Annotated in this window: 16 protein-coding genes, 4 tRNA genes and 2 rRNA genes (1 of these 22 only partly in view); 5 read left to right on the top strand and 17 right to left on the bottom strand. The window is 52.4% G+C overall.

The features are described 5' to 3' along the window. Together LQ901_RS11265 and rrf are read left to right on the top strand one after the other, a co-directional pair. Window positions 1-1078: ribosomal RNA gene (locus tag LQ901_RS11265) — 23S ribosomal RNA — on the top strand; it begins 1826 nt to the left of the window's first position. Between the two features lie 145 nt (window positions 1079-1223). Beyond that, window positions 1224-1339, top strand: a 5S ribosomal RNA gene (gene rrf / locus LQ901_RS11260). A gap of 270 nt (window positions 1340-1609) precedes the next feature. Here rrf and LQ901_RS11255 read toward each other — a convergent pair. The 16 genes from LQ901_RS11255 to rsmC all read right to left on the bottom strand — a co-directional run bounded on the left by LQ901_RS11255 (window position 1610) and on the right by rsmC (window position 22380). Then, window positions 1610-3022, bottom strand: coding sequence for a phosphoglucomutase/phosphomannomutase family protein (locus LQ901_RS11255; RefSeq protein ID WP_010862518.1), 1413 nt, complete (start codon window positions 3020-3022; stop codon window positions 1610-1612). A 67-nt stretch (window positions 3023-3089) separates the two neighbouring features. Beyond that, window positions 3090-5492 carry a GH36-type glycosyl hydrolase domain-containing protein gene (locus LQ901_RS11250; RefSeq protein ID WP_039044620.1) on the bottom strand — a complete coding sequence of 801 codons (2403 nt, stop codon included), beginning with the start codon at window positions 5490-5492 and terminating at the stop codon, window positions 3090-3092. A 30-nt stretch (window positions 5493-5522) separates the two neighbouring features. After that, complete coding sequence (locus tag LQ901_RS11245; RefSeq protein ID WP_178088352.1) at window positions 5523-7496, bottom strand: beta-N-acetylhexosaminidase; 1974 nt, start codon at window positions 7494-7496, stop codon at window positions 5523-5525. Window positions 7497-7506: 10 nt separating this feature from the next. After that, window positions 7507-8403: a BadF/BadG/BcrA/BcrD ATPase family protein gene (locus tag LQ901_RS11240; RefSeq protein WP_039044619.1), complete on the bottom strand. Its 897-nt coding sequence runs from the start codon at window positions 8401-8403 to the stop codon at window positions 7507-7509. Beyond that, complete coding sequence (locus LQ901_RS11235) at window positions 8396-10102, bottom strand: glycoside hydrolase family 9 protein (RefSeq protein WP_152136092.1); 1707 nt, start codon at window positions 10100-10102, stop codon at window positions 8396-8398. Before LQ901_RS11235 ends, LQ901_RS11240 begins: the two co-directional genes overlap by 8 nt. A gap of 10 nt (window positions 10103-10112) precedes the next feature. Beyond that, window positions 10113-11102: an ABC transporter ATP-binding protein gene (locus LQ901_RS11230; RefSeq protein WP_233672260.1), complete on the bottom strand. Its 990-nt coding sequence runs from the start codon at window positions 11100-11102 to the stop codon at window positions 10113-10115. Between the two features lie 11 nt (window positions 11103-11113). After that, a complete protein-coding gene (locus tag LQ901_RS11225; protein ID WP_010862512.1) occupies window positions 11114-12106 on the bottom strand; it encodes an ABC transporter ATP-binding protein in 993 nt (330 codons plus the stop codon). Then, entirely contained in the window at window positions 12103-13002 is a 900-nt protein-coding gene (locus LQ901_RS11220; protein ID WP_010862511.1) for an ABC transporter permease, read from the bottom strand. Before LQ901_RS11220 ends, LQ901_RS11225 begins: the two co-directional genes overlap by 4 nt. A gap of 2 nt (window positions 13003-13004) precedes the next feature. After that, window positions 13005-13988, bottom strand: a complete 984-nt coding sequence (locus LQ901_RS11215; RefSeq protein ID WP_010862510.1) for an ABC transporter permease — start codon at window positions 13986-13988, stop codon at window positions 13005-13007. A 171-nt stretch (window positions 13989-14159) separates the two neighbouring features. Continuing rightward, window positions 14160-15836, bottom strand: a complete 1677-nt coding sequence (locus LQ901_RS11210) for an ABC transporter substrate-binding protein (RefSeq protein ID WP_036768638.1) — start codon at window positions 15834-15836, stop codon at window positions 14160-14162. Window positions 15837-16845: 1009 nt separating this feature from the next. Continuing rightward, on the bottom strand, window positions 16846-20298 hold the full coding sequence (locus LQ901_RS11205; RefSeq protein ID WP_064977209.1) for a response regulator: 3453 nt from the start codon (window positions 20296-20298) through the stop codon (window positions 16846-16848). Between the two features lie 460 nt (window positions 20299-20758). Then, a tRNA-Leu gene (locus LQ901_RS11200) sits at window positions 20759-20845 on the bottom strand. Window positions 20846-20901: 56 nt separating this feature from the next. Then, a tRNA-Leu gene (locus LQ901_RS11195) sits at window positions 20902-20988 on the bottom strand. 30 nt (window positions 20989-21018) lie between these two features. After that, window positions 21019-21105 (bottom strand) — tRNA-Leu (locus LQ901_RS11190). Window positions 21106-21137: 32 nt separating this feature from the next. Continuing rightward, window positions 21138-21224, bottom strand: a tRNA-Leu gene (locus LQ901_RS11185). 133 nt (window positions 21225-21357) lie between these two features. Next, complete coding sequence (rsmC, locus tag LQ901_RS11180; RefSeq protein ID WP_064977210.1) at window positions 21358-22380, bottom strand: 16S rRNA (guanine(1207)-N(2))-methyltransferase RsmC; 1023 nt, start codon at window positions 22378-22380, stop codon at window positions 21358-21360. Between the two features lie 118 nt (window positions 22381-22498). On the opposite strand from rsmC, the gene LQ901_RS11175 reads away from it, so the two are divergent. The 3 genes from LQ901_RS11175 to prfC all read left to right on the top strand — a co-directional run bounded on the left by LQ901_RS11175 (window position 22499) and on the right by prfC (window position 25136). Beyond that, window positions 22499-22894 carry a DNA polymerase III subunit psi gene (locus LQ901_RS11175; RefSeq protein ID WP_064977211.1) on the top strand — a complete coding sequence of 132 codons (396 nt, stop codon included), beginning with the start codon at window positions 22499-22501 and terminating at the stop codon, window positions 22892-22894. Continuing rightward, complete coding sequence (rimI, locus tag LQ901_RS11170; RefSeq protein ID WP_064977212.1) at window positions 22881-23330, top strand: ribosomal protein S18-alanine N-acetyltransferase; 450 nt, start codon at window positions 22881-22883, stop codon at window positions 23328-23330. Before LQ901_RS11175 ends, rimI begins: the two co-directional genes overlap by 14 nt. Window positions 23331-23555: 225 nt before the next feature. Next, window positions 23556-25136, top strand: a complete 1581-nt coding sequence (gene prfC, locus LQ901_RS11165) for a peptide chain release factor 3 (RefSeq protein WP_010862484.1) — start codon at window positions 23556-23558, stop codon at window positions 25134-25136. Window positions 25137-25249: 113 nt separating this feature from the next. Here prfC and LQ901_RS11160 read toward each other — a convergent pair whose 3' ends face one another. Next, a complete protein-coding gene (locus tag LQ901_RS11160; RefSeq protein ID WP_010862483.1) occupies window positions 25250-25615 on the bottom strand; it encodes a hypothetical protein in 366 nt (121 codons plus the stop codon). Window positions 25616-25858 lie beyond the last annotated feature (243 nt).

The raw sequence follows: 25858 nt of genomic DNA, 5'->3' as shown, positions 1-25858 counted from the left end.
TGACGCCTGCCCGGTGCCGGAAGGTTAATTGATGGGGTTAGCGAAAGCGAAGCTCTTGATCGAAGCCCCGGTAAACGGCGGCCGTAACTATAACGGTCCTAAGGTAGCGAAATTCCTTGTCGGGTAAGTTCCGACCTGCACGAATGGCGTAATGATGGCCAGGCTGTCTCCACCCGAGACTCAGTGAAATTGAAATCGCTGTGAAGATGCAGTGTACCCGCGGCAAGACGGAAAGACCCCGTGAACCTTTACTATAGCTTGACACTGAACATTGAGCCTTGATGTGTAGGATAGGTGGGAGGCATTGAAACGTGAACGCCAGTTTGCGTGGAGCCGACCTTGAAATACCACCCTTTAATGTTTGATGTTCTAACGTTGTCCCGTAATCCGGGATACGGACAGTGTCTGGTGGGTAGTTTGACTGGGGCGGTCTCCTCCTAAAGAGTAACGGAGGAGCACGAAGGTTAGCTAAGCATGGTCGGACATCATGCGGTTAGTGCAAAGGCAGAAGCTAGCTTAACTGCGAGACGGACAGGTCGAGCAGATACGAAAGTAGGTCTTAGTGATCCGGTGGTTCTGAATGGAAGGGCCATCGCTCAACGGATAAAAGGTACTCCGGGGATAACAGGCTGATACCGCCCAAGAGTTCATATCGACGGCGGTGTTTGGCACCTCGATGTCGGCTCATCACATCCTGGGGCTGAAGTTGGTCCCAAGGGTATGGCTGTTCGCCATTTAAAGTGGTACGCGAGCTGGGTTTAGAACGTCGTGAGACAGTTCGGTCCCTATCTGTCGTGGGCGTTGGATGATTGAGGGGGGCTGCTCCTAGTACGAGAGGACCGGAGTGGACGCATCTCTGGTGTTCCGGTTGTCACGCCAGTGGCATTGCCGGGTAGCTAAATGCGGAAGAGATAAGCGCTGAAAGCATCTAAGCGCGAAACTTGCCCCGAGATGAGTCATCCCTGAGGCTTAAAGCCTCCTAAAGGGTTGTTGGAGACTACGACGTAGATAGGCAGGGTGTGTAAGCGTAGCGATACGTTGAGCTAACCTGTACTAATTGCCCGTGAGGCTTAACCATACAACGCCAAAGTGATGTTGGAAGAATGAAGTCACAGTTACTTGTTCAAAAGAACAATACATCAGTTATTTAGCTTGTTTTTAGATTTTAGCTCTGGCGCGAGACACAACAACATAGTGTGTACGCGATAGAGAAACAGAATTTGCCTGGCGGCGATAGCGCGGTGGTCCCACCTGACCCCATGCCGAACTCAGAAGTGAAACGCCGTAGCGCCGATGGTAGTGTGGGGTCTCCCCATGCGAGAGTAGGGAACTGCCAGGCATTAAATTAGTGAGAAGCCCATCCTAACGGATGGGCTTTTTGCGTTTGTTTTTTTGCATTATCTATTCCTTTCCTGCTATTTCCCTCTTTAATCTTTTGTTCTTCTTATCTTTTTATACCTTGGTATTTGGTTTGCTGATTGATGGCACTAGTATTTAGTACTCTATATCCAGCATGTAACGCAGCGATAAAAAAACCCTGCCGTAGCAGGGTTAAACGAGAGATGAGGATTGTTACGTCTTTCTACGTCTGTACTAGATCGCGTTGCGATTAAACGTGTAAAAAGGCTTTCATCTGCTCCAGCACTTCTTCTGCTCTCTCTTTGCAATCCATCTCGGCGAAAATACGCAGCAATGGCTCGGTACCGGAGAAGCGGGCAATCAGCCAACCGCCATTTTTGAAACGAACTTTGGCGCCATCAGCATAGCTGACGCTTTCCACTTCGTAATCAAAGTCTGGCAGTGCTTTTTCCACATAGATCTTGTTATACAGCGTTTCCTTTTCGGACGCTTTGAAGGTGCAGTCACCTTCCGCGGTATAACAGTAGCCATACTCGTTGTAGATTTCGCTTAACAGCTCAGACAGCTTCTTACCGGTGACACTCATCAGCTCAACTAGCAAGCTGGCGGCAAAGATCCCATCTTTCCCTTTGATATGGCCACGGATCGTCAAACCACCGCTACTTTCGCCGCCAATCAGTGCATCTTGCTCATCCATTTTGGAGCTAATGTGCTTGAAACCTACTGGCACTTCATAGCACTCTTCACCAAAGCTATGGGCAATCTTGTCTAACAGGTGCGTGGTGGCTACGTTACGTACGACACCGCCTTTCCAGCCTTTGTATTTCAGCAGGTAGTAATACAGCAAGCAGAGGATTTCATTGGGGTGAATGAAATTACCTTTTTCATCAATGATCCCTAAGCGGTCGGCATCACCATCGGTACCGATCCCGATGTCATAACCTTGCTCGACCACCATTTCGGTCAGGCGACCCAGAGTATGAGCGCTTGGCGATGGTAGTTTGCCGCCAAACAGCGTGTCATGGCGATCGTTGATCACGTCCAGATCGCAGCGGGCGGTGATTAATACGGTTTGCAAGCAGGTTTTGGATACGCCATACATCGGATCCAGCAACACGCGCAGATGACTGTTTTTGATCGCTTCCATATCGATAGCATTGATAATGGAGTCGACGAAATCATTGGTAGGATCGAACAGTTCGATTTTCCCTGCTGCTAATGCTTCTTCAAAATCGATACTTTGGATATCCGCCGCAGTTAATTGATTGGCTAAAGTTTCAACTTGCTGGGTTTCAATTTCGTTGGCATCACGGCCGCCAAAGGCAAACACTTTGATCCCGTTATAATCGGCTGGGTTATGACTAGCGGTAACGCAGGCGCTTAATGCGGTACCGAGCTTTTTAGCCGCGTACATGATCATTGGGGTCGGTGCGTACTTCTTGACGAAATAGACCGGGATCCCGTTGGCCGCTACCACTTGGGCAATCCACTTTGCGGCTTTGTCTGATAAGAAGCGGCGGTCAAACCCGACGACAAATCCTTGTTTTTCAGCTTGTTGTTCTTTGATGATATTGGCCAGCGCTTGACTGACGCGTTCGACGTTAGCTTTGGTGAACTCTTCACCAATAAATGCGCGCCAACCACCTGTTCCGAAATGGATCATGATTGAGCTCCTCTCATTTCTCTCCATAAACATCAAAATGGGGCATCCAGAGGATGCCCCCAATCGGTTAGCCCATAATGACGACTACATCATGTGTCGTGCCGGCAGGCTGGGCCGGGATCGCGCCTTGTACCGGAGTGCCATTGAGCAGTACCGATTTCACGCCTTTGCTGACGCCATCCGGGTTTTGTACGTGAATATTGAACGTCGCACCGCGCCATTGGCGCTGTACACGGAACTCAGGCCAATCAGTTGGGATACAAGGATCAACAATCAGACCCTCGAAGCTCAAGCGTACGCCTAAGATCCAGTTGGTTGCGGCGAAGTAGGCCCAGCCCGACGAGCCGGTCAGCCACGGGTGATTGGCTTTACCGTGCGACGTATGATCTTTACCCATCACGAACTGCACATAGGAGTACGGTTCAGCGATACGTGTTTCAATCTGATCATTTTGGTTGTACGGCAGCAGGGCATCGTAGAATTTCATGGCGCGATCGCCACGACCCAGTTTGGCTTCGGCAACCCATGCCCATGGGTTAGGGTGCGAGAAAATCGCGCCGTTTTCTTTCACGCCTTGATACACGCGCGTAACGAACCCAATGTCATCATTCGGGGTGGCGAATGATGGCGCATTGAGGTGCAGGCCCCACGGCGAGTACAGGTACTCATCCACGGAGTCCATTGCTTTACGGGCACGCTCTGGATCGGCGACACCGGAAACCACAGCCCAAGTGTTGGACTCCAGATGCACCTTACCTTCGGTTTGTTCTTGGGTACCGATCTTCTCACCTTTTTTGGTGATCCCGCGGATATACCAATCGCCATCCCACAGGTTCTCTTCACAGGCAATGCGGACGTTTTCTGCCATCGCTTGATAGCGTTCAACATCTGCGTCTTTACCTAAGAAGCGAGCCGCTTCGATAAAGGCTTCAATGGCCCAATAGTGCAGGAAAGACACCATGGCACTTTCGCCACCGCCTAAGTTCAGGCAGTCGTTCCAGTCGGCGCGCAGGCCTTTACAGATCCCGGTCGCACCGACATATTTGGCGGAGAAGTCCAGAATTTTGGTCAGGTGCTCATACACGGTGCCTTCACCGCCATCGGCGTAGTTCACCACTTCATCAAAGAAGCTGGTTTCGCCGGTTTCCATCACGTAGCGACAAACGGTCGGTACCAGCCACAGGGCATCATCGGAGCAGGTATCTTCCAGCCCATGGATCATGTCATCGGCATTCGGGGTCGGCACCACGGTCGGTGATTTGTAGGCTGGGGCGTCGCTCTTGTTCGGATCGAACCACGCTGGATCGAACAGGTGCAAGCCATAGCCTTCTTTAACCTGACCCCGTAACAGCTCAATCAGACGCTGACGGGTTTTTTGTGGGTTGGTGTGCGGTACGGCCATCGCATCTTGCGCGGTATCACGATAACCCAGACCGGTGCGGCCACCGACTTCGATGAAAGAGGCAAAGCGTGACCAGACCACGCAGGTTTCGGCTTGGTACAACGTCCACGTGTTGAGCATGGTGTCCAAACCGGCATGTGGGGTCTGGCACTGGAATTTCTCAACACGCTCCGCCCAATGCTGTTTGATCCCGGCAAAGGCGGCATCGACATTCGCCAAGTTGCTGTATTTGGCTTGTAGCGCTTGGCCGGCTTCCATATCACCGACGCCTAACATGTAGACGAAGCGGACTTCTTCACCCGGTTGCAGGGTAAAAGCTTTGTGCAGCGCGCCGCAGTGGTTGCCAGTTTTTTCGAAGCTGTTGGAGCAATAACCGCGCTCAACCGCAATTGGGTTGGACTCATCACGGTACAAGCCCAGGAATTTGTCACGCAGGCCATCAAAGCTGTCTGGCGTGAAGCTGGAGGCAAAGAAGTAGTATCCGGTTTCACGGCTTGGGTTATAGAACAGGTCATATTCGATGACGCTGTTTTCATAACGGGTACCGGCCGAGTACAGGCTCATTTGGTGGTTTTGGTTGTCGGAGGTGATGTGGCTGAACGAGAACTCGACAAAGGAGAACGCACTGATGGTGCGCGCTGTATCACCGGTATTTTTTAACGTGACATCCCATAGCTCGACGCTGTCATCGACCGGAACAAAGATGGTTTTACGCGCTTCGATGCCGTTGTAATCACAGCTGAACTTGGAATATGACAGTCCGTGACGACATTCGTATTGGGCTTCTTCGAGGCTTTTGCCTACCGGCTGCCAAGAGATAGACCAATAATCGCCGCTTTGATCATCACGCAGGTACACATAGTGTCCCGGACGGTCAAAGGTGGCGTTGGGACGGAATTTGGTCACACGGTGGTATTCCGGTGATTTGTAGAAGGAGTAACCGCCGGCATTATGTGAAATAACAGTACAGAAATCTTTCACCCCCAGGTAATTGGTCCAAGGTGCAGGCACATCGGGACGGGTGATGACATATTCCCTGTTGTCATTATCAAAGTAACCGTATTTCATGTAAAAACCATCCTATTAAAGTAGCATCTCTCACACCTGAAACAGGCGATAATTAATTCCGTGTCGGTCGAGCAAAGGTCGCAGGCCGGATAAGCGGGCTAAAAAGTCCGGCCAATCCCGCCGGCTTTTGGCGCTCCACACGGCTTCGGCAATTGCCAGCAAACGCGGATAAAGCATGTAATCCATTCGGTTTTGATTGTTAATTTGTTCACACCACAGGGCACACTGTACCCCGAGGATATGTTTGCGTAACGGTGAGTCAGAAGGAAGAGCTGCCAGCGGCTCATAATGATAAGCCTGTTCCAGATTCACACTTCTGGCCCAGTCAACGCCGGGTTCATCAGGATTATGGCTTTGCGCCATATCCAAATAGGTGTACTGCCCAGGCTGCATAATCACATCGTAGCCTTGGTGAATACATTCCATTCCCGCTTCTTCACCACGCCATGGGAAGATGATGGTGTCTTTACTGACTTTCTCGCCGTGGGTGGCTTCTTCCCAACCCATCATGCGTTTGCCGTGTTGATGCAAAATCTCTTCGGCAAAACGCAGCAAGTGACCTTGCAACTCTTTCGGCGAACGATAATTCAGGGTTTGCATCATCGCTTGGCAAGCAGGGCTGGCAGTCCAAACGCCTTCGGGCACTTCATCGGCACCAATATGGATAAACGGCGATGGGAACAGGGCGCAGATTTCAGCCAGTACGGTGCGAATGAAGGTGTAGGTTCCTTCCAGTGCGGGCGATAGCACGTTGTCGTTGTAATACTGGATACTGCGGTATTGCGAGTGGTCTTGCGGATCGCGAAGCAGCTCCGGCAACGACAAAATCGCGGCGCGGCAGTGGCCCGGAATATCAATTTCAGGGATCACGGTGATGCCGCGCGCGGCAGCGTAAGCGATGACCTCGCGGATCTCCGATTGGCGGTAGTAACCGCCGTGTCGCTCTGCCAGACAGGTGTATTGTGGTAGCAAGGTTTCTTGCGGACCACGCCACGCACCGATGTTGGTCAGTTGTGGATAGGCATTAATCTCTACCCGCCAACCTTCATCATCGGTCAGGTGCCAGTGGAAATAGTTAAATTTACAGTAGGCCAGCTGGTTGATGAGACGCTTGACGGTGGCGACTGAGTGAAAATGACGCGCGCAATCGAGCATCATGCCGCGATAGCCATGCAGTGGTTGATCGTCAATCTCTGTGCACGGTAGGCAATAAGCACCTGATGGCGCATGCGCGGGTGTTGCCGGTAGCAGCTGTAACACGCTGGCGACAGCATAGATAAACCCTTCGCGCTGAGCGGCGCGCACGCGAATATGCTGCGGCTGGATTGTCAGCTGATATTGTGCCGGCGCCAGCGTTGGGTCGCATTCGAACCAGATAGCACGCTCTGGGCTGGTGGCGGGTACCAGCGGTAATGCTAAGCCACAACGGGCCACGACTTCGTCTTGCAACCATTGCACTGCCGCATCGGCTTGCGGCGTCATTAAGCTCAGAGTGGTATGTTCATTGAGCGTAAAATGACCATCTTGCTCATGTTGTACCAAGGGGCGTGGGATCACGCCCACTTGCGGGGGGAGTGACGGTAGCGCCGGCTCTGCTTGCCATTGTGATTGCACTCGACCAAACCCGAGCTCAAAGTGGCCAATCTGTATTGGCAAACGTTGCAATGAACCATCATCCTGCAAGACTTCCAGATATGCATCACCAAAACCATCGCTCTGGTAGTGCAGGGGAGCGGTACCCATAGCAAAGTGAAAATCGATGCTACCACCGGCCGGTAAGCTGAGCATGGCGCCATCTGCCGCCACCGGATTGAAGCGACAAAAACTGCCGGTCTGGCTGATGCTGCCAGGCTGTACGGAGTCCGGTTTGATCAGGCGACAAATAGAGAAACAGCACTGCCAGTTCTCTAGAGACTGCGTACCTCGGTTGTGCAACCTAGCCCGAAATGTACAGTACGGCGGCTGGTGTTCACACAGGGTCAATTCCAGTAACAACGACGTCACGGCATCATCCTTAATCGATTTCACTGGTGACATTCTCGGTCACCGGCAGATGTTGACGGGCATAAAAAATGGCGCCGTCGATGGCATCAAAACGAGGTTCTTGCAAACGCGCCAGATAACGCTCTTGCAGCCAAGGCTGGATATGGCGGCCAATACTGCCCATCAGTGCAACGCGCTCGGCACCTTTATGCAGCAGAGCATCGAGCAGCAGTTCGATGTCACGCGCGGTATCTTGCAGCAGTTGCTTGGCCAGATGATCGTGCGCGGCATGCTGGAAAATTAGCGGCGCAAAGCTGGCATAGTCACGTGGCAGCGCTTGCTTTGACCAGCTGACAATATTGTCGATGTTCTGCTCGAACTGACTGAAAATCGCTTCGGCCAAACTGGAAGCGGCCGTAATGCCTTCGATAGCCAGCAGTGATTGCTGGATACAGGCCAAGCCTAAGCGGGCACCGCTACCTTGATCGGAGATGGGGAATTCATGGCCACCGAGGGTGGTAATGTGACCGGCACGATACAGCAGGCCACAAGAGCCGGTACCGGCAATCAGAACGGCGCCATCTTCGCCGCCCCACGCCCCCAGACAGGCACCGAGGGCATCGGTGATCAGGACTTGACGAGCATAGGAGGTTGGTAAACGCGAAAAGGCGTCTTGCGCCTCTTGATGCTCAGCGCCTGCTAACGCAAAGCAGACGTGCATACGTTGATAGTCGCGCACGGTAAGGCCGGCTTGTTGCGTCGCATCGCCAATGGCATGTTGTACGGCTTGCATCGCCAACTCGCTGCCCAGCAGGATATTGGCGCTTCCGGCATAGCCTTCACCCAAGTTATTGCCGTGCTGGTCGCGGATCCGCGCGCGGCATCCGGTGCCACCGCCGTCAACGCCCACATACAAAATCTCAGACATGATGCGCCTCCTTGTACTGGTAAGTAATTGCTAATAAATACCAGGCTGCATGTGGGATCCATTGCTCTCCCCAGCGCCAGTTTTGCAGTATGTCTTCATCGTACGGTTGGGGTTTGAAGTCTAAATCGGCTTCATCCTCAAAACCGGCGGTAATGCCGTTACAGACACCCCCTTTGGCATTCGGGAAGGCATCCAAATAGGTTGGGTTGTGGTGTCCTGTGCCATCAAGCATGCAGATATCAAACGGGTTACGGCCCAAAATCCAGTGCAGCGCATCGTTGGCATAGTGGGTTAGAGCCGGTTGTTGCTCGGCGTTGGCGTACGGCTTTGCGGCATAGGCCATGCTGGCCAGAGAGGCTAAACGGGCATTTTCGCCTTGCCACCAGTAACCGCTTTCATTGTCATGTGGAATAAAGAAACTACGCCGTTTTTCGCTGTGGGTGCCTTTGACGTATTGGCATGGATAGCCAAACGGGTTAAACGGCTCGGCCGTGATGTGCAGCTCAAACTCGATAGCTTGACGCAGCGTTTGTTGCAAGGCGGCCTGTTGTGCGGGCAGGGCGCTGTGCTGGAGGTGATACACCAGCGCCAATACCGGTAATCCTGCATCCGAGGCATGGAAAAATGGTCGCGAGCCATCGGCATTGGCAGACCAGTAGTACGGGTATTGTGCATCACTGCATTGGCGCTGCATTAAACGCTCGGCCCAGTACTGGCTCTCTTGTTGCAAGCGGGTATCTTGCGTGGCGCGATAGAGCGCGGAGGCTGCCAGCAGGGCGCAATACTCATCCAGAATATTTTCGCAGCCATCATCCAGATACTGGTGATTGTATTCGCGCAGATGCCAATAGCCACTTAAGGCCGCACGCAGATAGTCATCTTGCTGGTATTCACCGTGACGCGGCTGGCGGGAGGCATCAGCCAGCGCTGCAATCGCCATACCGCCACCTTGACGGAAGGCCGCTTGGTAAGTGGTCGCTTTATGTCCGGCTTGGGTTGCATAGCTGCAAATTTCGCGCTGCTGTGGCTGTTTGCTCCAACGATCGAACAGCGTCATGTAGAAATAACCGTCGGGATCTTGCATGCGCACCAGAAAGTCGGCGCCAAACAGGGCTTCATCCAGCAGACGGTGATACAGGTTTTGGATTTTCAGTGCCGAGTCATTGGCCAACAGTTCGCTGGCTTGCAATAAACTCCACACCACCAGCGGTGTTTGTTGCGGGTTCATGTAGTTGGCATACGAGAGATGGCTGAGGTATTTACTCACATCCCCTGAGGCGTCATACCAACCCCCATGCAGATCGATCGGATCTCGCTCCGGTTGATCAAAAAAGTGTGCCTGACGATCGTGCAGATCGTAGCGTCCGCTACAGCGTTGGGATTTGAAATAGTGCAAAACATCGGACAACGTGGCGTGCAGCGCCAGTCCGTCACCGATGGTAAAAGTATGGGAGCGATAATCACCGCATTGCAGGTAAAAGCGGCCACATCCCTGAAAGTCGGAAAAATCCAGAGTGTAGAAATAACGGTTTTTCCAGCCGGGGACCGCGCCCTGACTGACGATGGCGACCTGACTCACCACTACCTGGTCTTCCTCACGGTATAGACCGGCTTGCTGGCCGCGCAGACCAGGCGGTGCTTGTAGCACCGCCTGTTTTGCGCCGTGCCGCTCGTAGCCGAGATGGTTTACTAGCAGCATGGCTGGTTCCTTATGATGTAAACAGGTGGCAACGAACGAAGTGGTTACTGCCAAGCTGAGTCACTTCAGGCAGCGCTTCGGTACATTTGACCGTGGCGTGTGTACAGCGTCCGGCGAACGGACAGCCGACGCTGTCTGGTGTCCAGAGCGGGATCTCGCCCTTTTCTCCTTCCAGCTTGGCGTGGATACTCTTGCTCGGATCCGGTACCGCCGAGATCAGCAGCTTGGTGTATGGATGCTGAGGATGATGGATCACCTCTTCGGTATCACCCCATTCCACCATGTGCCCGACGTACATAACGGCAATGTCTTCTGCCAGATAACGCGCGGTGGCGATATCGTGGGTGATGTACATCATCGCCATGTCGTTTTCGTGCTTCATCTCTTCCAGTAAGTTGAGCACCCCAGCACGAATCGAGACATCCAGCATGGAGGTCGGTTCATCCGCCAGTACCACATCGGCTTCTACCGCTAAGTTGCGAGCAATGTTGACCCGCTGACGTTGACCGCCGGAGAGCTGGTGCGGGTATTTTTCTGAGGTGGCTTTCACCGGCACCAGACCCACTTGCTCCAGCAGCTGGTACACGCGTTCACGGCACTCAGCCTGAGAACTCACTTTTTTGTGTAGCAGCAGTGGGCGCGCAATGTGGTGATAAATTGTGTGGGTTGGGTTCAATGAACCAAACGGATCTTGCCACACCATCTGAATTGCCGCCCGGTAGTTCAGCAGATCATGACGGGATTTGATGTCATCAATATTGCGACCTTTATAGGTGATCTGGCCGCCGTTTTGGTGGTACATCTTGGCGATGATCCGGGCAGTGGTACTTTTACCTGAGCCCGATTCACCCACCACCGCCAGCGCACGGCGGCGGTAGAGTTTAAACGACACGTCATTCAGTGCCCGCATCATTGGCTTGTTGAGGGCATGGCTGTTGATTGGGAAATCCTTAATCAGATTTTTCCCTTCAACAATTGGCAGTTCTACGATATTCGACATATTTCCACTCCTTACCCGACAACCAGTTTTTGCGCAGCCTGCTGGGTAAACAGATGGCAGTTGGTAAATCGATGCGGTTCAACCTGATGCAGCTTGGTGTACTCGCTGAAACATTGCTGTGTGGCTTTCGGGCAGCGCGCCTGGAAGCGGCAGCCTACCGGAATTTCCAGCAAGTTCAGCGGGTTGCCTGGGATGCCTGTCAGCGGCGTCTTCGGACCAAACATCGGAGGGAAGGAGTTAGACAGCCCTTCGGTGTACGGGTGATACGGCTTGGTCAGGATCTCCTTAGATGGTGCAACTTCCGCCAGTTCACCGGCATACATGATGCCGATCCGGTCGGTAAACTCGACCATCAAGCTCAGATCGTGGGTAATGAACAAAATCGAGAAGCCGAACTCTTCTTTCAAGGCGTAGATCTTTTGCAGGATCTCACGCTGCACGACGACGTCCAGTGCGGTGGTTGGCTCATCCATGATGATCAGTTTTGGATTGAGCGCCAAAGCAATGGCAATTACCAGACGCTGGCGCATACCGCCGGAGAACTGGTGCGGATAGTCGCGCAGACGGCTTGGGTGAATATCCACAATTTCCAGCAGACCTTCGGCGCGGCGGATCGCCTGCTCGCGGGTCATGTTGGTGTGAGCCATCAGTACGTCACAGAACTGCTCTTCCAGCGTCAGTACTGGGTTGAGTGAGTTCATGGCGCTTTGGAACACCATACTGATGCTTTCCCAGCGAAACTTGGTCATCTTCGCTTCGCTGAATTTCAGAATGTCTTGACCATCGAACAGGATCTCTCCGCCAGTGATAAATGCAGGCGGTTTGTGTAGGCGCATAGCCGAGAAGGCGACGGTACTTTTACCGCAACCAGACTCACCGGCCAGACCGAAGATCTCGCCTTTTTTGATATCAAAGCTGACATTGTTGACCGCACGTACATCGCCGGCATCAGTAATGTAATCAACGCACAGGTTGCGGATTTCCAGCTGAATATCCTTACTCATGCTATTTCCTCCTGCTGTTTACGCATCATAGACTTCCAGCGTTGCATGCCTTTTTGTGAGCGCAGCTGCGGGTTGGCAATTTCATCGACGGCAAAGTTCAGCAGAGCCAGACCGATAACCAGAATAATCAGAGCCAGACATGGTGCGACCACTTCCCACCAGGCGCCGACCAGAATGGCCGAGGAGGTTTGTACGTTGTACAGCATGATGCCCCAGCTAACGATATTTGGGTCACCCAGACCTAAGTATTCCAAGGTTGCTTCGGTCATGATGGCGTACATCACCGAGCCGATGAAGGACGCACCAATGATGGACATCAGGTTGGGCAGAATTTCGACCAGAATGATGCGCCAAGACGGTTCACCCAGCAGTTCGGCGGCTTTAACAAACTCCTTCTCACGCAGTGACATGGTCTGTGCGCGTACCACCCGTGCGCCCCACGCCCATGACGTGAAGCCTATTATGAGTGTGATGACGAAAGGACTCGCCTGACCGATAAAGGCTGCAAGGACGAACAAGAGCGGCAATTGTGGAATAACCAGCATCACGTTCATAAAGAAAGTCAGGACTTCATCAATCTTGCCACCGAAGTAACCGGCAGTGACGCCCATCGCAACGGCGAGGGTACAAACGATGATCCCGGCACCAAAGCCTACGGCGAGGGAAACTTTACCGCCGTGGATCACTTGGCTCATCACGTCACGGCCCATACGGGTGGTGCCCATGACGTGTTCAGCACTTGGCGCTTCGTGTGGACGGCCAACACGCTTATCCGGCACATGGGTGGTGATGAACGAGGCCGACAGCGCCAACAGGATGAAGGCAATGATGATGCCGGAGCCGACCAGTGCTTTCGGGTTACCGAGCACAATTTTGACAAAATTTGGCATACGCATGCTTAGTTTCCTCCCTTACGCAGACGCGGATCCAGAACGACGTACAGCAGGTCAGCGATGAAGTTGAAGGCCAGCATAAAGATACACATCAACAGCAGTTGTCCCTGAATGACCTGGTAGTCACGTGCCAAAATGGCTTTGTAGAGCACGGTGCCAAGGCCCGGGTAGTTAAAGACAATCTCGATAATCAGCTGACCACCGATTGCGGTACCCAGTGCCATCGACAGTGCCGTTACGGTTGGCAGGATGGCGTTACGTGCTGCGTAGTTGAATACCACACGGTTCTGGCTTAAGCCTTTGGCTTTGGCCATGGTGATGAAGTCTTCGTTCAGCAAGTTGATCATGTTGTTACGCATGGTGATCAGGAAGCCCCCGACCTGAATCAGCGCGGCGCAACCCACTGGCAAAATGGCGTGGTACATGACATCGGAGATGAATGCCAGACTAAACTCGGGCTCGGAGCCTGGAGTAAAGGCGTAGCTGGTCGGGAACCATTGCAGACCGACCCCAAAGATGAACAGGGCCAACAGTGCAACCACCACCGGTGGCACGGCTTGGAACACCATCATCAGTGGCGAAGCAAAAGAGTCATAACGGCTGCCACGGAACCAAGCGGCGAAGATCCCCATTACGGAGCCGATGGCAAAGGCGACGATAATCGCGGTACCGGCGAGGAACAGTGACCAACCAAATGCTGAGGCCAGTACATCGTTAACGGTGGCAGGGAAGAACTGGGTAGATACGCCCAAGTTACCGCTGAAGATACTCTTGATATAGGTCAGGTACTGCTCCCAAAGAGGCGCATCCACAAACCCGAACATTTTTTTCAGTGCTTCGATTTTTTCCGGCGTTACCTGCGCGGTGGCAGAAGCAAACATCATGGTGACGGGATCACCCGGCATTGCGCGAGGAAGCGCAAAATTAATCGTCGCGGCGACCATAAATGCGACGAGATAAAACGATAAACGTCTAATAAAAAAGCCCATAGCTCACACCTTTCCTTAAGAATTTGTGTCCTGGTTTCCTTTCTGGTACAGCTTTTTATAATTATTAGGGTAAAGAAAACCCCCTGGCTCCGTTCAGCCAGCTTGCTTGGCGGATACTCAGGGGGTTGAGTATTAACGTAAGGCCTGAGCCAACCCCAGGCCCTGGGTTAATTAAGACTGCTTAGGAGTCAGAGACAGTACTTGCAGTAAACGCTCTGGGTAGCCGTTCCAGATTTGTGGACGGGCAACCGGGTTCTTCTCGTTAAACCAGCCGTCGAAACGCTTGGTGTTGTACTGGAAGAACTCTACGCCACTGTAGACCGGAATAGTGATCTGCTGAGACGCGATGCGCTCTTGGATCTTATTCATGATCTCATGCTGTTCTTTCTTGTCTGCGGTCTTGTTGAAAGAGTCCAGCAGCTTGTCCAGCTCAGCATCTTTGTAGTGGTGCATAGCGAAGCGACCGAACTGCTCGCCACCTTGGTACTTCGAGTTGAACGCGGTGTCGAAATACTTGAACGGTGTTGGACCGTGGAAGTAGTTGGTGAACGCTGCATCGTAGTCACCTTTCGCCATCTTGGTGTTCAGGACAGCAAATTCAGGGGTGGCCGCTTTCGCTTTGATGCCGACGTCAGCCAGTTGTTCTACACCCAGCTGTACTACGTTGTTGAAGTCAGTCCAGCCGTTCGGGCTGATTACGGTCAGTTCCAGTTTCTTACCGCTTGGGGTTTCTACGAAGCCGTCACCGTTAGTATCTTTAAAGCCTGCTTTCGCCAGCAGCTCTTTAGCGCCTTTCACGTCGTGCGTCATGAATGGCTTGTACTTGTTGTGAGTATCTTCGCTTGCCCAGTTTTTGAATGCTGGACCAATACCGGAAGCGTAGTCGTTCACCACACCGTTACCGTAGGCCGCGATGTCGATGATAGCTTGACGATCCAGAGCCATGGAGAAGGCGCGGCGGAAGTCAACGTTGTTAATGGCTTCGTTCACTGCCGCGTTCGGGCTGGTGTAGTTCAGAACGAATGCAGTAGTACCTGCTGGGGTGTACCAGTATTTGTGGTTTGGTGATGCCGCAGCATAAGTACGGTCGATGTCAGGAATGAAGGAAGACGTCCAGTCCAGCTCGCTGTTAACGATCTTAGCCAGCAGCTGATCGTTGTTGGCGATTTGCGGCATGCGCAGACAGTCAACTTTAACCTGGTCTTTTTGCCAGTAGTTCGGGTTTTCACACTGTACGTACAGTTGCGGAGTGAAAGTCTCGATCTGGGTATAAGGACCGGTACCGACAGGGTTTTCGTTGGTGAAAGTCACTGGATCTTTGACTTTTTCCCATACGTGCTTAGCAACGACTGGAACCTTAACGATTTCGTTGGCAACCGCAGTGTTCACTTCTACCAGATCAAACTTGACCTTGTTCGGGCCAACTTTCTCTGCTTTAGAGATCCATTTGTAGATACCTACGGAATCCATTTCTGGATGCTTTTTGACCATGTCGAAAGAGAACACGACGTCATCAGCAGTGAATGGTTGTCCATCAGACCATTTCACGCCATCACGGATGTCGAAAGTGATGCTCTTCAGATCCGGTGCCATGGTAAAACCAGTGGCCAGACGGAATACCGGCTCGTTGCCTTTCATTTCGTTGAATACGACTAATGGTTCATAGATGAAGTCATTAGTGGTACGCAGGGAGGTGTTCAGGTACGGGTTAAAGTTTCTAACAAATGCGGTGAAAAAATCAGGCACAATGGTAACCATTGATTTTTCTGCCGCAACAGTTGCAGTTGCGGAGAGGCCAGATGTGACTGCTGCTAACAGTGCTACCGCAATTTTAGTCTTCCTAAGCATAGCTGTTCCTTACTATTTGCTTATTGGTTTTGATGCAGTGGTAAGTCCGTAAGTTTTCAAATTTGGAAAACTAAATCGGCTTACTTGCTGTGGACCACCGTTATACATCTCCTATTTCTCTCCCCGTCGTAACGGTGGTGTTTCCTGCTTCAGCACGTTAAGGAAACGCCTGTTTACCAAAAGCGTCAATCAGTGCTTTCGTTAATATCGTAAAACTCCGACGTTTTCTCGTTAAAAACGGCAAAATTATTCCGTCGCTTTTACAGAGGCTAAAACAGGATGTGAAATGTGTCGCAGTGGTTCCGGTCAAATGCAATAAGTGTGATATTTCGCATTAATTATAACCTTATGTTTTTTAAGTGAGTTTATTATTTTTATCCGTAAAATAATGCAAGCAAACTGACGGCGTTGTTTTTTCGTCTGCGTAAAAATTAAGCGCTTGAAATCCTGTGATTGGTATCTCAAACCCGTCATCTTCTGGTCATATTGGCCTGAAAGCGCTGCAAAATGACCCAATTTGAGTGCTCCCAAGACCGCTGATACCTTCCTCATCGCGACTTATTTCTGCCCTGAAAATATGACTTGGTGCACAAAGCGGCTTCGCTCGATGCGCAGGGGCTAATTGGTTAATGATTGAACAGCGCGAAGATGCTGGGAGCGTGGATGTAGTAATCAATGAAGTCATCGATGAAGTCTTCGATGTAGCTATCGCGCCGAGGTAATGAAGAGAAAAAGAGAGCAAGGCTGGCGGCGGTGGGTGCTAGATGGCTTGTTATCAGGCTGCGGGGGAACGAGTCGGTTACGTGGGAGCATGAGCCCCTCGCAAGCCAGTTGTTGGCGCTATGGCCAGATAAGCCGAGTCGATGACCGTGACTCATTCGATGGGTATAGCGTAATACGGATAACAAGACGGCGTGGCGCGATGATTGTTCGGCGCTTTTTATGGCTACACTGGCGCAGGTGCGCCAGTGTAGCGTTATATGTAGTGGAGCTTGGAGCTACGAAAGCGTTATTTAAGCAGCAATTGCAGCTGTTGGCGTAGATTTTCCAGTACGGTGCGGTTGTCGCTACGTTTGCGCGCTTGTTGCAGCACAAAATCCAGCGTACTCATGACCGTGCGCCAGCGCGGCGTTTTCGGTAGGGTTTCAATTTGCAGGTATTTATCCATCGTTCGAGTCTGCAAGGTGCCGCGGTCAATGTAGACGCGCCACAGGCCACTTTGCTCGGCTAAATCAAATTTGCCCTTGCCGGTACTCTCTTCCCAATAAGCCAGTGCCAGCTTCATGGCTTTTACCATGTTTTCCCGCAGCTTTGCATCGCGCTCTTCACTGCATTGCAGACGCTCGGCCAGTTCGGCAAATTCGCTCCCCAACTCGCGTAATTGGCTCAAGGTGGCTTGATTGCCTTCACTAGCAAAGGAAACCACCGATTCGAGGGCATTTTCCAGTGCTTGTACCCGATGTGTCGGTAATTCAACGCGGGTATTGAACAGCACCAGATAACCTAACTCGCTGCTGGCCGGCAAGCGTGACAGTTGCAGGTTGTACGGCTTACTTTCGCCATTAATGGTGAGCGTCACTTCGCCTTGATAGAACTCACGACTGGCCGGTAACAGCTGCTCGAGTGGCTCAGCAAGCCAATCTTTGAGGGTATGCAGAGCCAGCTCGGCTTCCGGAACGCTGAGCAGGGTTTCCGCCGCCTTGTTAGCTAAGGTGATTTTGCCGCGGGTATCGGTCAGAAGAATTGGCTCTGCACTGTGCTCGAGCAAGGTTAAGAGACGTTGTTGGATCTCTTTTAGGTGCTGGGTCAGCTGCTGCTCGGCATTCAAGGTATCTTGCAGCTGTTGGTTTTCTTGCTCAATACCGGCCAAACGGCGGGTATCGAGCTGGGCTTGAATGCGCGCCAGCAGCTCCTCTTGGCAAAACGGTTTGGTCAGGTAGTCATTGGCGCCGGCGCTGAAGCCGCGCACGATCTCTTCTGGTTGGCTTAAGGCGGTCAGCATAATCACCGGCAGCTGCAGGCGGTCAAAGTGTTCGCGCAGCGCCTTACAGACATCGTAGCCGGTGATTTCCGGCATCATGACATCCAACAACACAATATCGGGTTCGTGTTGTAAACAGTAGGCAATGGCCGCCTCGCCGTGGGTGACACTATCGAGGCTAAAGCCGGACAGACTCAGATAGTTGTACAGGATCTGAATATTGATCGGCTCATCATCCACAATCAGGATCCGCGCTGCTGGATGGGCGTTATCGGTCGATTGCGGCAGACTCGGCACGGTTGGTTGTACCGCATTGACGCCATGAGAAGTCAGCGGCGGTAAGAGTGAGGTTGTGGTGAGCGGTGCGCTGTCGCTTCGCGCGCTCTGGGTTGTGGCATCTGCCGTGGCAAGCGGTAGGCGGAAACTGAATGTGGAGCCGACCAATGGTTCAGAGTGTACCGATAAGCTACCGTGCATCAGTTCGACTAATTGGCGACTGATGCTCAGACCCAGCCCGAGCCCCGCGCTGTGTTGCTGACCGGCTTGGACCAGTGGCTCAAAAATGGTGGCCAGCATATCTGGCTCGATCCCAGGCCCGGTGTCGCGCACCGACAGGGTCAGATACTGCTCATCATGGCTGGCGGACAGGACGATTTTACCTTCGGTGGTGAACTTGATGGCATTGCCGAGCAGGTTATACAGAATTTGCTCCAGACGCTGCTCATCGGCCATCACGGTGGGCAGATCGTGACCGAGGCGATTGACGATTTTCAGCGGTTTGTCGGCGACCAAATGTTGCGATAACTCAATCACTACGCTGGCCGCGGCGGTGACATCAACCGGCTGTAAGTACAGCTCCAGATCGCCGTAGCGCATCTTGTGGTAGTCGAGCAGTTCGTTAACCAGCTTGGCCAGCCGATGTCCGCTCTTGGCAACCATATGCAGCTGATGCTCTTGCTGCGGCGTGAGAGGTCCGGCGGCGCCGGCCAACATGGATTCGGCAATTCCTAACATGCCGTGCAGCGGGGTGCGCAGCTCATGCGAGGTATTGGCCAAAAACTCATCTTTGAGCTTATCGGCTACCTGCAACTCTTTGTTTTGCTGCTCGATTAACGCCACTTTCTGCTCTAATTCATCGTTTTGTGCTTTGATTAAATCCAGCTGATCGCGAATCGAGGCCTGCATAAAGGCAAAGCTTTTGGCCAGACTGCCGAGCTCATCGGTGCGGTTTTGGCCGGCGATCGGATGATCTAAATTGCCGTCGGCCACTTCACGTGCCGCTTCCATCAGCTTGAGCAGCGGGGCGGTGATGGAGTTCGAAAGCCAGTGCGAGGCCAAAATGACGGCGGCCAAGGTCAGCGCCATCATCGCCAAGAACAGCTTTTTCAGCGCGGCGATCCGAGCAAAGGCCTCTTCGGTGGTCATTTCGGTGAGTAGCGCCCAATGCTGGCCGAACACATCCAGTGGGGTGTAGGCGGCAATCACGGCTGAACCGTCAATCGAGCGACTGATCCCGTTACCGGTGTGACCTTCTAACGCTTGGGTAATAAAAGGGGCGCTGAGCTGCTGTAAGCTGCCGGTCTGTTTGCTGTAAATCGGCGTAATACCGCGCGCAATGTGATCGGGACCGACCAACAAAATAGAGCTGGTGTGGCCGAGTAAAGTCGCATCACTCAAAATACTGTTCAGTTTGCGCTTGGTCAGCTGGAAGATAAAAATAGAGTGCAAATAGCCATTTTGACTGACCGGCGCGGCCAAATAAGCGGTGTGCTCTTTGGTCACGGGATCGGTGGAGAAATCGATAAAAATCAGCGGAGTTTTATTGCTGGTGGCACTGCCACTGTCATCTTGCTGTACCGTTTTTAAGGTTTGCCGAAAGGCGTTCGCCAGTCCGGTTTGTTTCCATTGGCCATGCAGTAAGTTGGTGCCGAAATTACGATTTTTAGTCACTGAATAGACCACATCGCCTTGAGTATTGGCAATCAGGATGTCGGAGAAATCGGAAAAACGCAGCTTTTCAACAAACGAGGGGTGAAAGCGGCTATGTAACAGACGGTAGCGCTCACTACCGACATAGGCCCCGTAACCTTGCGGGGTTTCGTTTTTAATCAGGTTATTGGGTTTATCACCACTGCCCGGAATATAACGATTCTGGGCATTTTTGCGCGCTTCATCGTCATTATCGCCCAGCATTTGGAAAGCATTGACCAAACCATAAAAGCGTCCGCCAGCGGCGGTGGCCAGTTCGGTATTCACAAAGCCCAGTACTTGTTCTTCTAGGGAGTGGAAGTAGTCATTGAGCTGGTTTTTTTTGATGTCACGTACCGCAACCAAATAGTTGTTGGTCTGTTCGGTTAAATCGGTGGCATGGACTTTGAGCAGGAACCAAGCAGCAAAACTAAACGGAATAATGCTGAACAATAAAAAAGCCAGCATCAGCTTGGGTTGTAGTTTTTTGTATGCACGCTCGTGTAATGCCATTTCTCGTTAATTTTCCGGATGATTTTGGAAAAAATGCCGACGGGTTTTAACGTGAATGGTAAGGAGAGTGCAGGAAAAGAGACAGATTATTGTGATTTAGTGGTGTAATTTTGCGAAGTGGTGCAATTATTCGTGTAATTGACGCGCCGATACAAATTAACGTTTTTAACGGGAGAGGAAGGCGTTGAGTACGCGCTATGCAAGTGGGTGTCTATGGCGGCTCACTGCATCAACCGGCGCTGCAAAGCGGGTATTGAAGGGATAATGAAATCGTGGAGCCAAATGAGTAACAAGAGATAGCCAGTGTACATGGCGTGGCAAGTTACTAAGAGTGTGAGTAAGTGCTTACAGGGAAGGTCGGTTAAGGGGCGCTGGCTGACGAAAAAGACAGGGAAATCGTGCGCTAAGGCTGTGTGGGGCGAATTTTAGATACAAAAAAACGGCTTTCGCCGTTAATTGTTGGTGCGAAGAGAGGGACTTGAACCCTCACGTCCGTTAAGACACTAACACCTGAAGCTAGCGCGTCTACCAATTCCGCCACCTTCGCACTGGAGTGTTTGATTGGATATTTACGCCGCCAATCCGGCTGATTAATCTGATGCTTGGTGCGAAGAGAGGGACTTGAACCCTCACGTCCGTTAAGACACTAACACCTGAAGCTAGCGCGTCTACCAATTCCGCCACCTTCGCAGGTATCATCAGATCGTGTTAAAGACAAAGTGGTGCGAAGAGAGGGACTTGAACCCTCACGTCCGTTAAGACACTAACACCTGAAGCTAGCGCGTCTACCAATTCCGCCACCTTCGCGTGCAACTTTATCATCAACTATTCAGAACGCTTGGTGCGAAGAGAGGGACTTGAACCCTCACGTCCGTTAAGACACTAACACCTGAAGCTAGCGCGTCTACCAATTCCGCCACCTTCGCAGTCTTCGTTCTGAGGTAATCAGTGAGCGATAATCTCACTGGCTACGGGGGCGCATTTTTAGCGATTTCCCCCGCGCCGTCAATCATTAATTTAAAAAAATCGTCATTTGGCGATTGTTTGCTGTAAAAATCATCATTTGCCCGCGTTTCGCGTTAAAACGGCGCGGTAAACTTTGAAACGACCGGTGACGGCCAGCACTTCGTGGGCACCAAATACGCTATCGAGCAGGTCCGGATAAGGCAAAAATGCGTTGGCAACAATTCGCAGCTCTCCGCCTGGCAGCAGGTGCTGTGGCGCTTCGCGGATCAAGAGCTCTGTCGCGCGATAGCAGGTATCGGCACCATCATGGAACGGTGGGTTGGAGACAATCAGATCAAAGCGTTCGCTGATATCGGAGAACACATCGCTGGCCAGAACTGTGCCGGTGAGCTGGTTATTGGCCAGCGTCACGCGCGCGGATTCTACCGCCATGGCATTGATATCGCTCAGGGTGACCTGCAGGCTTGGCGATTGCTGCGCCAGATGTGCGCCGATCACGCCCGCCCCGCAGCCCACATCCAGTGCACGGCCTTGGCGCGATTCGCTTAAGGTGGAGAGCAGCAGACGCGTACCGGTATCCAGCTCACCACTGCTAAAGACGCCTGTCAGGGCGTGAATGGTCAGCGAATCCAGCGCATAACTGTGCCACCATTGATCTAACGAGAATGGCGCTTGCGCGGTCAGGTGCAGGTGGTACAGGCCACAGCGGCGGGCCGAGTCAATTTTGTGGGCATTGCCATAGGCGCTGAGCAGGCTTTCCGCTGAGCGTACGCCAACCCGATTTTCCCCCACAATAAAGATATCGCAACCGGCAGGCAGGACACTGCACAGCTGGCTGAGTTGCATCAGCGCTTCTTGTTTGGTTTTTGGCCAGTAATAGATGAGGGTATCGGTACCCTCCACCCATTTGGCATCTGCCATAATGCCATAGCTGATGGCATCGCCCAGACGTGGGTGCAGGCTCAGGAAGCGAGCATAGTGAGCGGTATGCACACGGCGGGATGCCGCAGGCATATGCAGGCAATAGTCATCCTGCAGATCGCCGGCAAACAGCACATGGCGGGAGGCAAATTCATCTTCATGACGTTGCAGAACTTCACTGGCAGCGCACAGCATGGTGTTTTCTCGAATATCAGGGACAAAACGCCAGTATAAAGGATCTTGCCGGAGCTGTGACTGCTACGGAAGGTCTGTTACCCTATTATTCTTTCAAGATGGCATGATCGTAAGGCGTATGGTGACAAGACGAGACTGGATATTAGAGCTGATGGGGATCACCCAGTGGCAGTTGCGGCATCCTTCCTTATTGCAAGGGGATGTGTCGGTAGCGGTCGGCCCACATATCCGTCTGGTGATTGTGGCGGAGCAGCCGCCTGCACTGAGTGTACGCCTGTGTCAGGACGTGCTAAGTACCTTGCAGGTAACGGCGGAGCAGGTGTGCTGCATCCGACCGGAGCAGGTCGCATTTTTACGTATCGCCCAGCCGTGCTGGTTTTGGCTGATGGGCTGTGAGGCAGAAATTCCTGACGGTTGTCGGGCGTTGCACTCACCGGTGTTGGCGCGATTCGGACCGGATGCACAGGCAAAACGGCAACTATGGCAGCAAATCGTAACCTATGAACAACTATAATATCTGTGAATTAGACGCTGCAGAGTGGGAGCGTGTATACCCCATTGAGTGTGCGGCGCATGCATTTCCGTGGAGCAAGCAAACCTTTCGCGATAATTTTGGCGAGCGTTACCTGAATTTGCAGCTGCTGCGTGAAGAGGTGCCGGCCGGATTTGCGATTTGCCAGACCGTACTGGATGAAGCGACCTTGTTCAATCTGGCGGTCGACCCGCTGTGTCAGGGCCAAGGCTTCGGGCGCGCTTTGCTGCAAGCACTGGTTGAGCGTTTAGAAGAACGCGGAATTGTGACGTTATGGCTGGAAGTGCGCGAATCGAACACTCCTGCGCGCGCCTTGTATGAGGCGGAAGGCTTTAATGAAGTGAGTCGGCGCAAAAATTACTATCCGACGGCGGATGGGCGTGAAGATGCGGTGATCATGGCATTGCCGCTGGGCTGACGCTGCTCTATTTTTCAGCTATAATCCGGCCCCTCCGGCTGCTGCCGTTCCGGGCCTGACAGACTCAAGACTGTCGGTTCTCTCTGTTGTTATCATTAGTACTGATTTTAGGTGGTATGGCGCGTCGGTTTGCGACCGCGGTACGACTGCGTGTATTGCAGAAGAGGGCAAGATAGTAACCCGGTCTTGTATCTCCTTTATTAATTACAGGATTTGCCAAGCTTTATGTCATATCTAGAGGAAGTGGCTACTCGCCGCACGTTTGCAATTATCTCTCACCCGGATGCCGGTAAAACCACCATCACGGAAAAAGTGTTGCTGTTCGGACAGGCCATTCAGACCGCCGGTACGGTAAAAGGTCGTGGTTCAAGCCAACATGCGAAATCCGACTGGATGGAGATGGAAAAGCAGCGTGGGATCTCGATTACCACCTCTGTAATGCAGTTCCCGTACCGCGATGCGTTGGTAAACCTGCTGGATACCCCGGGTCACGAAGACTTCTCGGAAGATACCTACCGTACCTTGACCGCGGTTGACTGCTGTCTGATGGTGATCGATGCCGCCAAAGGTGTTGAGGATCGTACCCGTAAGCTGATGGAAGTTACCCGTCTGCGTGATACGCCGATCCTGACCTTCATGAACAAACTTGACCGTGACATCCGCGATCCGATGGAATTGCTGGATGAAGTGGAAAGCGAGCTGAAAATCGCTTGTGCGCCAATCACGTGGCCAATTGGCTGCGGCAAGCTGTTCAAAGGTGTGTACCATCTGTACAAAGATGAAACCTACCTGTATCAAACCGGTATGGGTCACACCATTCAGGAAGTGCGCATCGTTAAAGGTCTGGATAACCCTGAGCTGGATAAAGCGGTGGGTGAAGACTTGGCGGCGCAGCTGCGTGATGAGCTGGAGCTGGTACAAGGCGCATCTAACGAGTTTGATGAGCAAGCGTTTTTAGACGGTGAGCTGACCCCTGTATTTTTCGGTACCGCGCTCGGTAACTTCGGTGTTGACCACATGCTCGATGGTCTGGTGCAGTGGGCGCCCGCGCCAATGCCACGTCAGACCGATACCCGTACCGTGTCGGCGGAAGAAGAGAAGTTCAGCGGCTTCGTGTTTAAGATCCAAGCGAACATGGATCCGAAGCACCGTGACCGTGTGGCCTTCATGCGGATCGTGTCCGGTAAGTATGAAAAGGGCATGAAACTGCGCCATGTGCGCCTGGGTAAAGATGTGGGCATTTCTGATGCGCTGACCTTTATGGCCGGCGATCGTGAGCAGGCTGAAGAGGCTTATGCTGGCGATATCATCGGTCTGCACAACCACGGAACCATCCAGATTGGTGATACCTTCACCCAAGGTGAAGACATGAAGTTCACCGGGATCCCGAACTTTGCGCCAGAGCTGTTCCGCCGTATTCGTCTGCGTGATCCGCTCAAGCAAAAGCAGCTGCTCAAAGGTCTGGTTCAGCTGTCTGAAGAAGGTGCCGTACAGGTGTTCCGTCCGCTGATCAACAACGATCTGATCGTGGGTGCGGTCGGTGTGCTGCAGTTTGACGTAGTGGTGGCACGTCTGAAGTCGGAATACAACGTGGATGCGCTGTATGAGTCGGTGAACGTGTCAACGGCCCGTTGGGTTGAGTGTGACGATGCCAAGAAGTTCGACGAGTTCCAGCGTAAGAACGAAATGAACTTGGCGCTGGATGGCGGCGATAACCTGACTTACATCGCGCCAACCATGGTTAACCTGAACCTGACGCAAGAACGCTATCCGGAAGTGAAATTCCGCAAAACGCGCGAGCATTGATGCTTCGCTGTCAGATAGAACAAAAAAGCGCCGCAAGGCGCTTTTTTTATGGTCGATGTTATGGCCGATTTTATGCTCGAGAGCAGACTGTCGACCGTCGAACTGACGCGGTGTCAGGCTGAATAATTATATACCCGACCGGTTTCGGTGTCGTACAGACCAATGGCATGACCGTTCACGCTACCGTGGAAATATTTTCCGGTATGGAAATCGTAACCTTTAAAGCGATTACCGCTCAGTTCGAGCTGAATTTTTGAGCGAGTCTGGGCATCATAAAAATCCAGTTTGCCCGGGCGCCCTTGATTGCTCATGAAGTGGCTGCCGCTGTTAACGTCATAACCGCGGATCCGGCCACTGCTGATCTTGACCTGGGTGTTCTTGTAGCGTCCTGCGTGATAATCATAGACAGACAGCACCCGTTTATCACGCGCTGCCGCACCGATGATGGCTGCTACTCGTGCTCGGGTTGACTCTTGCATGATAACTCCTTATTTGTTCATTCAATAAACAGGCAGGCGCTGTGTCCGCTCAGTGCGCCACCTGTGTTCAGATTCACCTTGTGCAGGTCAGGACACCTTTTCCGATAATTTCCCATTGTAACCAAGTTTGTCAACTGCTGTTTTAATATACACTGGCATAGCAGGCTAAATTCAGCACGGGCAGCTAAATTTTTTGCTTAAATTGAATTTATATGTTGTTTGTGTGCGTTTTTATGTTTGCTT

The organism is Plesiomonas sp. PI-19 (assembly GCF_021368255.1).
GTDB classification, from domain to species: Bacteria; Pseudomonadota; Gammaproteobacteria; order Enterobacterales; family CAMTGL01; genus Plesiomonas; species Plesiomonas shigelloides.
The sequence above is the reverse complement of the archived record's forward strand: the minus strand, read 5'-3'. Positions and strand labels throughout refer to the sequence as shown.

Bases quoted from the DNA above. Each gene is read 5' to 3' on its own strand.
- LQ901_RS11255 (WP_010862518.1), bottom strand. From the start codon at position 3,022: ATGATCCATTTCGGAACAGGTGGTTGGCGCGCATTTATTGGTGAAGAG.
- LQ901_RS11250 (WP_039044620.1), bottom strand. From the start codon at position 5,492: ATGAAATACGGTTACTTTGATAATGACAACAGGGAATATGTCATCACC.
- LQ901_RS11240 (WP_039044619.1), bottom strand. From the start codon at position 8,403: ATGTCTGAGATTTTGTATGTGGGCGTTGACGGCGGTGGCACCGGATGC.
- LQ901_RS11235 (WP_152136092.1), bottom strand. From the start codon at position 10,102: ATGCTGCTAGTAAACCATCTCGGCTACGAGCGGCACGGCGCAAAACAG.
- LQ901_RS11230 (WP_233672260.1), bottom strand. From the start codon at position 11,102: ATGTCGAATATCGTAGAACTGCCAATTGTTGAAGGGAAAAATCTGATT.
- LQ901_RS11225 (WP_010862512.1), bottom strand. From the start codon at position 12,106: ATGAGTAAGGATATTCAGCTGGAAATCCGCAACCTGTGCGTTGATTAC.
- LQ901_RS11220 (WP_010862511.1), bottom strand. From the start codon at position 13,002: ATGCGTATGCCAAATTTTGTCAAAATTGTGCTCGGTAACCCGAAAGCA.
- LQ901_RS11215 (WP_010862510.1), bottom strand. From the start codon at position 13,988: ATGGGCTTTTTTATTAGACGTTTATCGTTTTATCTCGTCGCATTTATG.
- LQ901_RS11210 (WP_036768638.1), bottom strand. From the start codon at position 15,836: ATGCTTAGGAAGACTAAAATTGCGGTAGCACTGTTAGCAGCAGTCACA.
- LQ901_RS11205 (WP_064977209.1), bottom strand. From the start codon at position 20,298: ATGGCATTACACGAGCGTGCATACAAAAAACTACAACCCAAGCTGATG.
- rsmC (WP_064977210.1), bottom strand. From the start codon at position 22,380: ATGCTGTGCGCTGCCAGTGAAGTTCTGCAACGTCATGAAGATGAATTT.
- LQ901_RS11175 (WP_064977211.1), top strand. From the start codon at position 22,499: ATGGTGACAAGACGAGACTGGATATTAGAGCTGATGGGGATCACCCAG.
- rimI (WP_064977212.1), top strand. From the start codon at position 22,881: ATGAACAACTATAATATCTGTGAATTAGACGCTGCAGAGTGGGAGCGT.
- prfC (WP_010862484.1), top strand. From the start codon at position 23,556: ATGTCATATCTAGAGGAAGTGGCTACTCGCCGCACGTTTGCAATTATC.
- LQ901_RS11160 (WP_010862483.1), bottom strand. From the start codon at position 25,615: ATGCAAGAGTCAACCCGAGCACGAGTAGCAGCCATCATCGGTGCGGCA.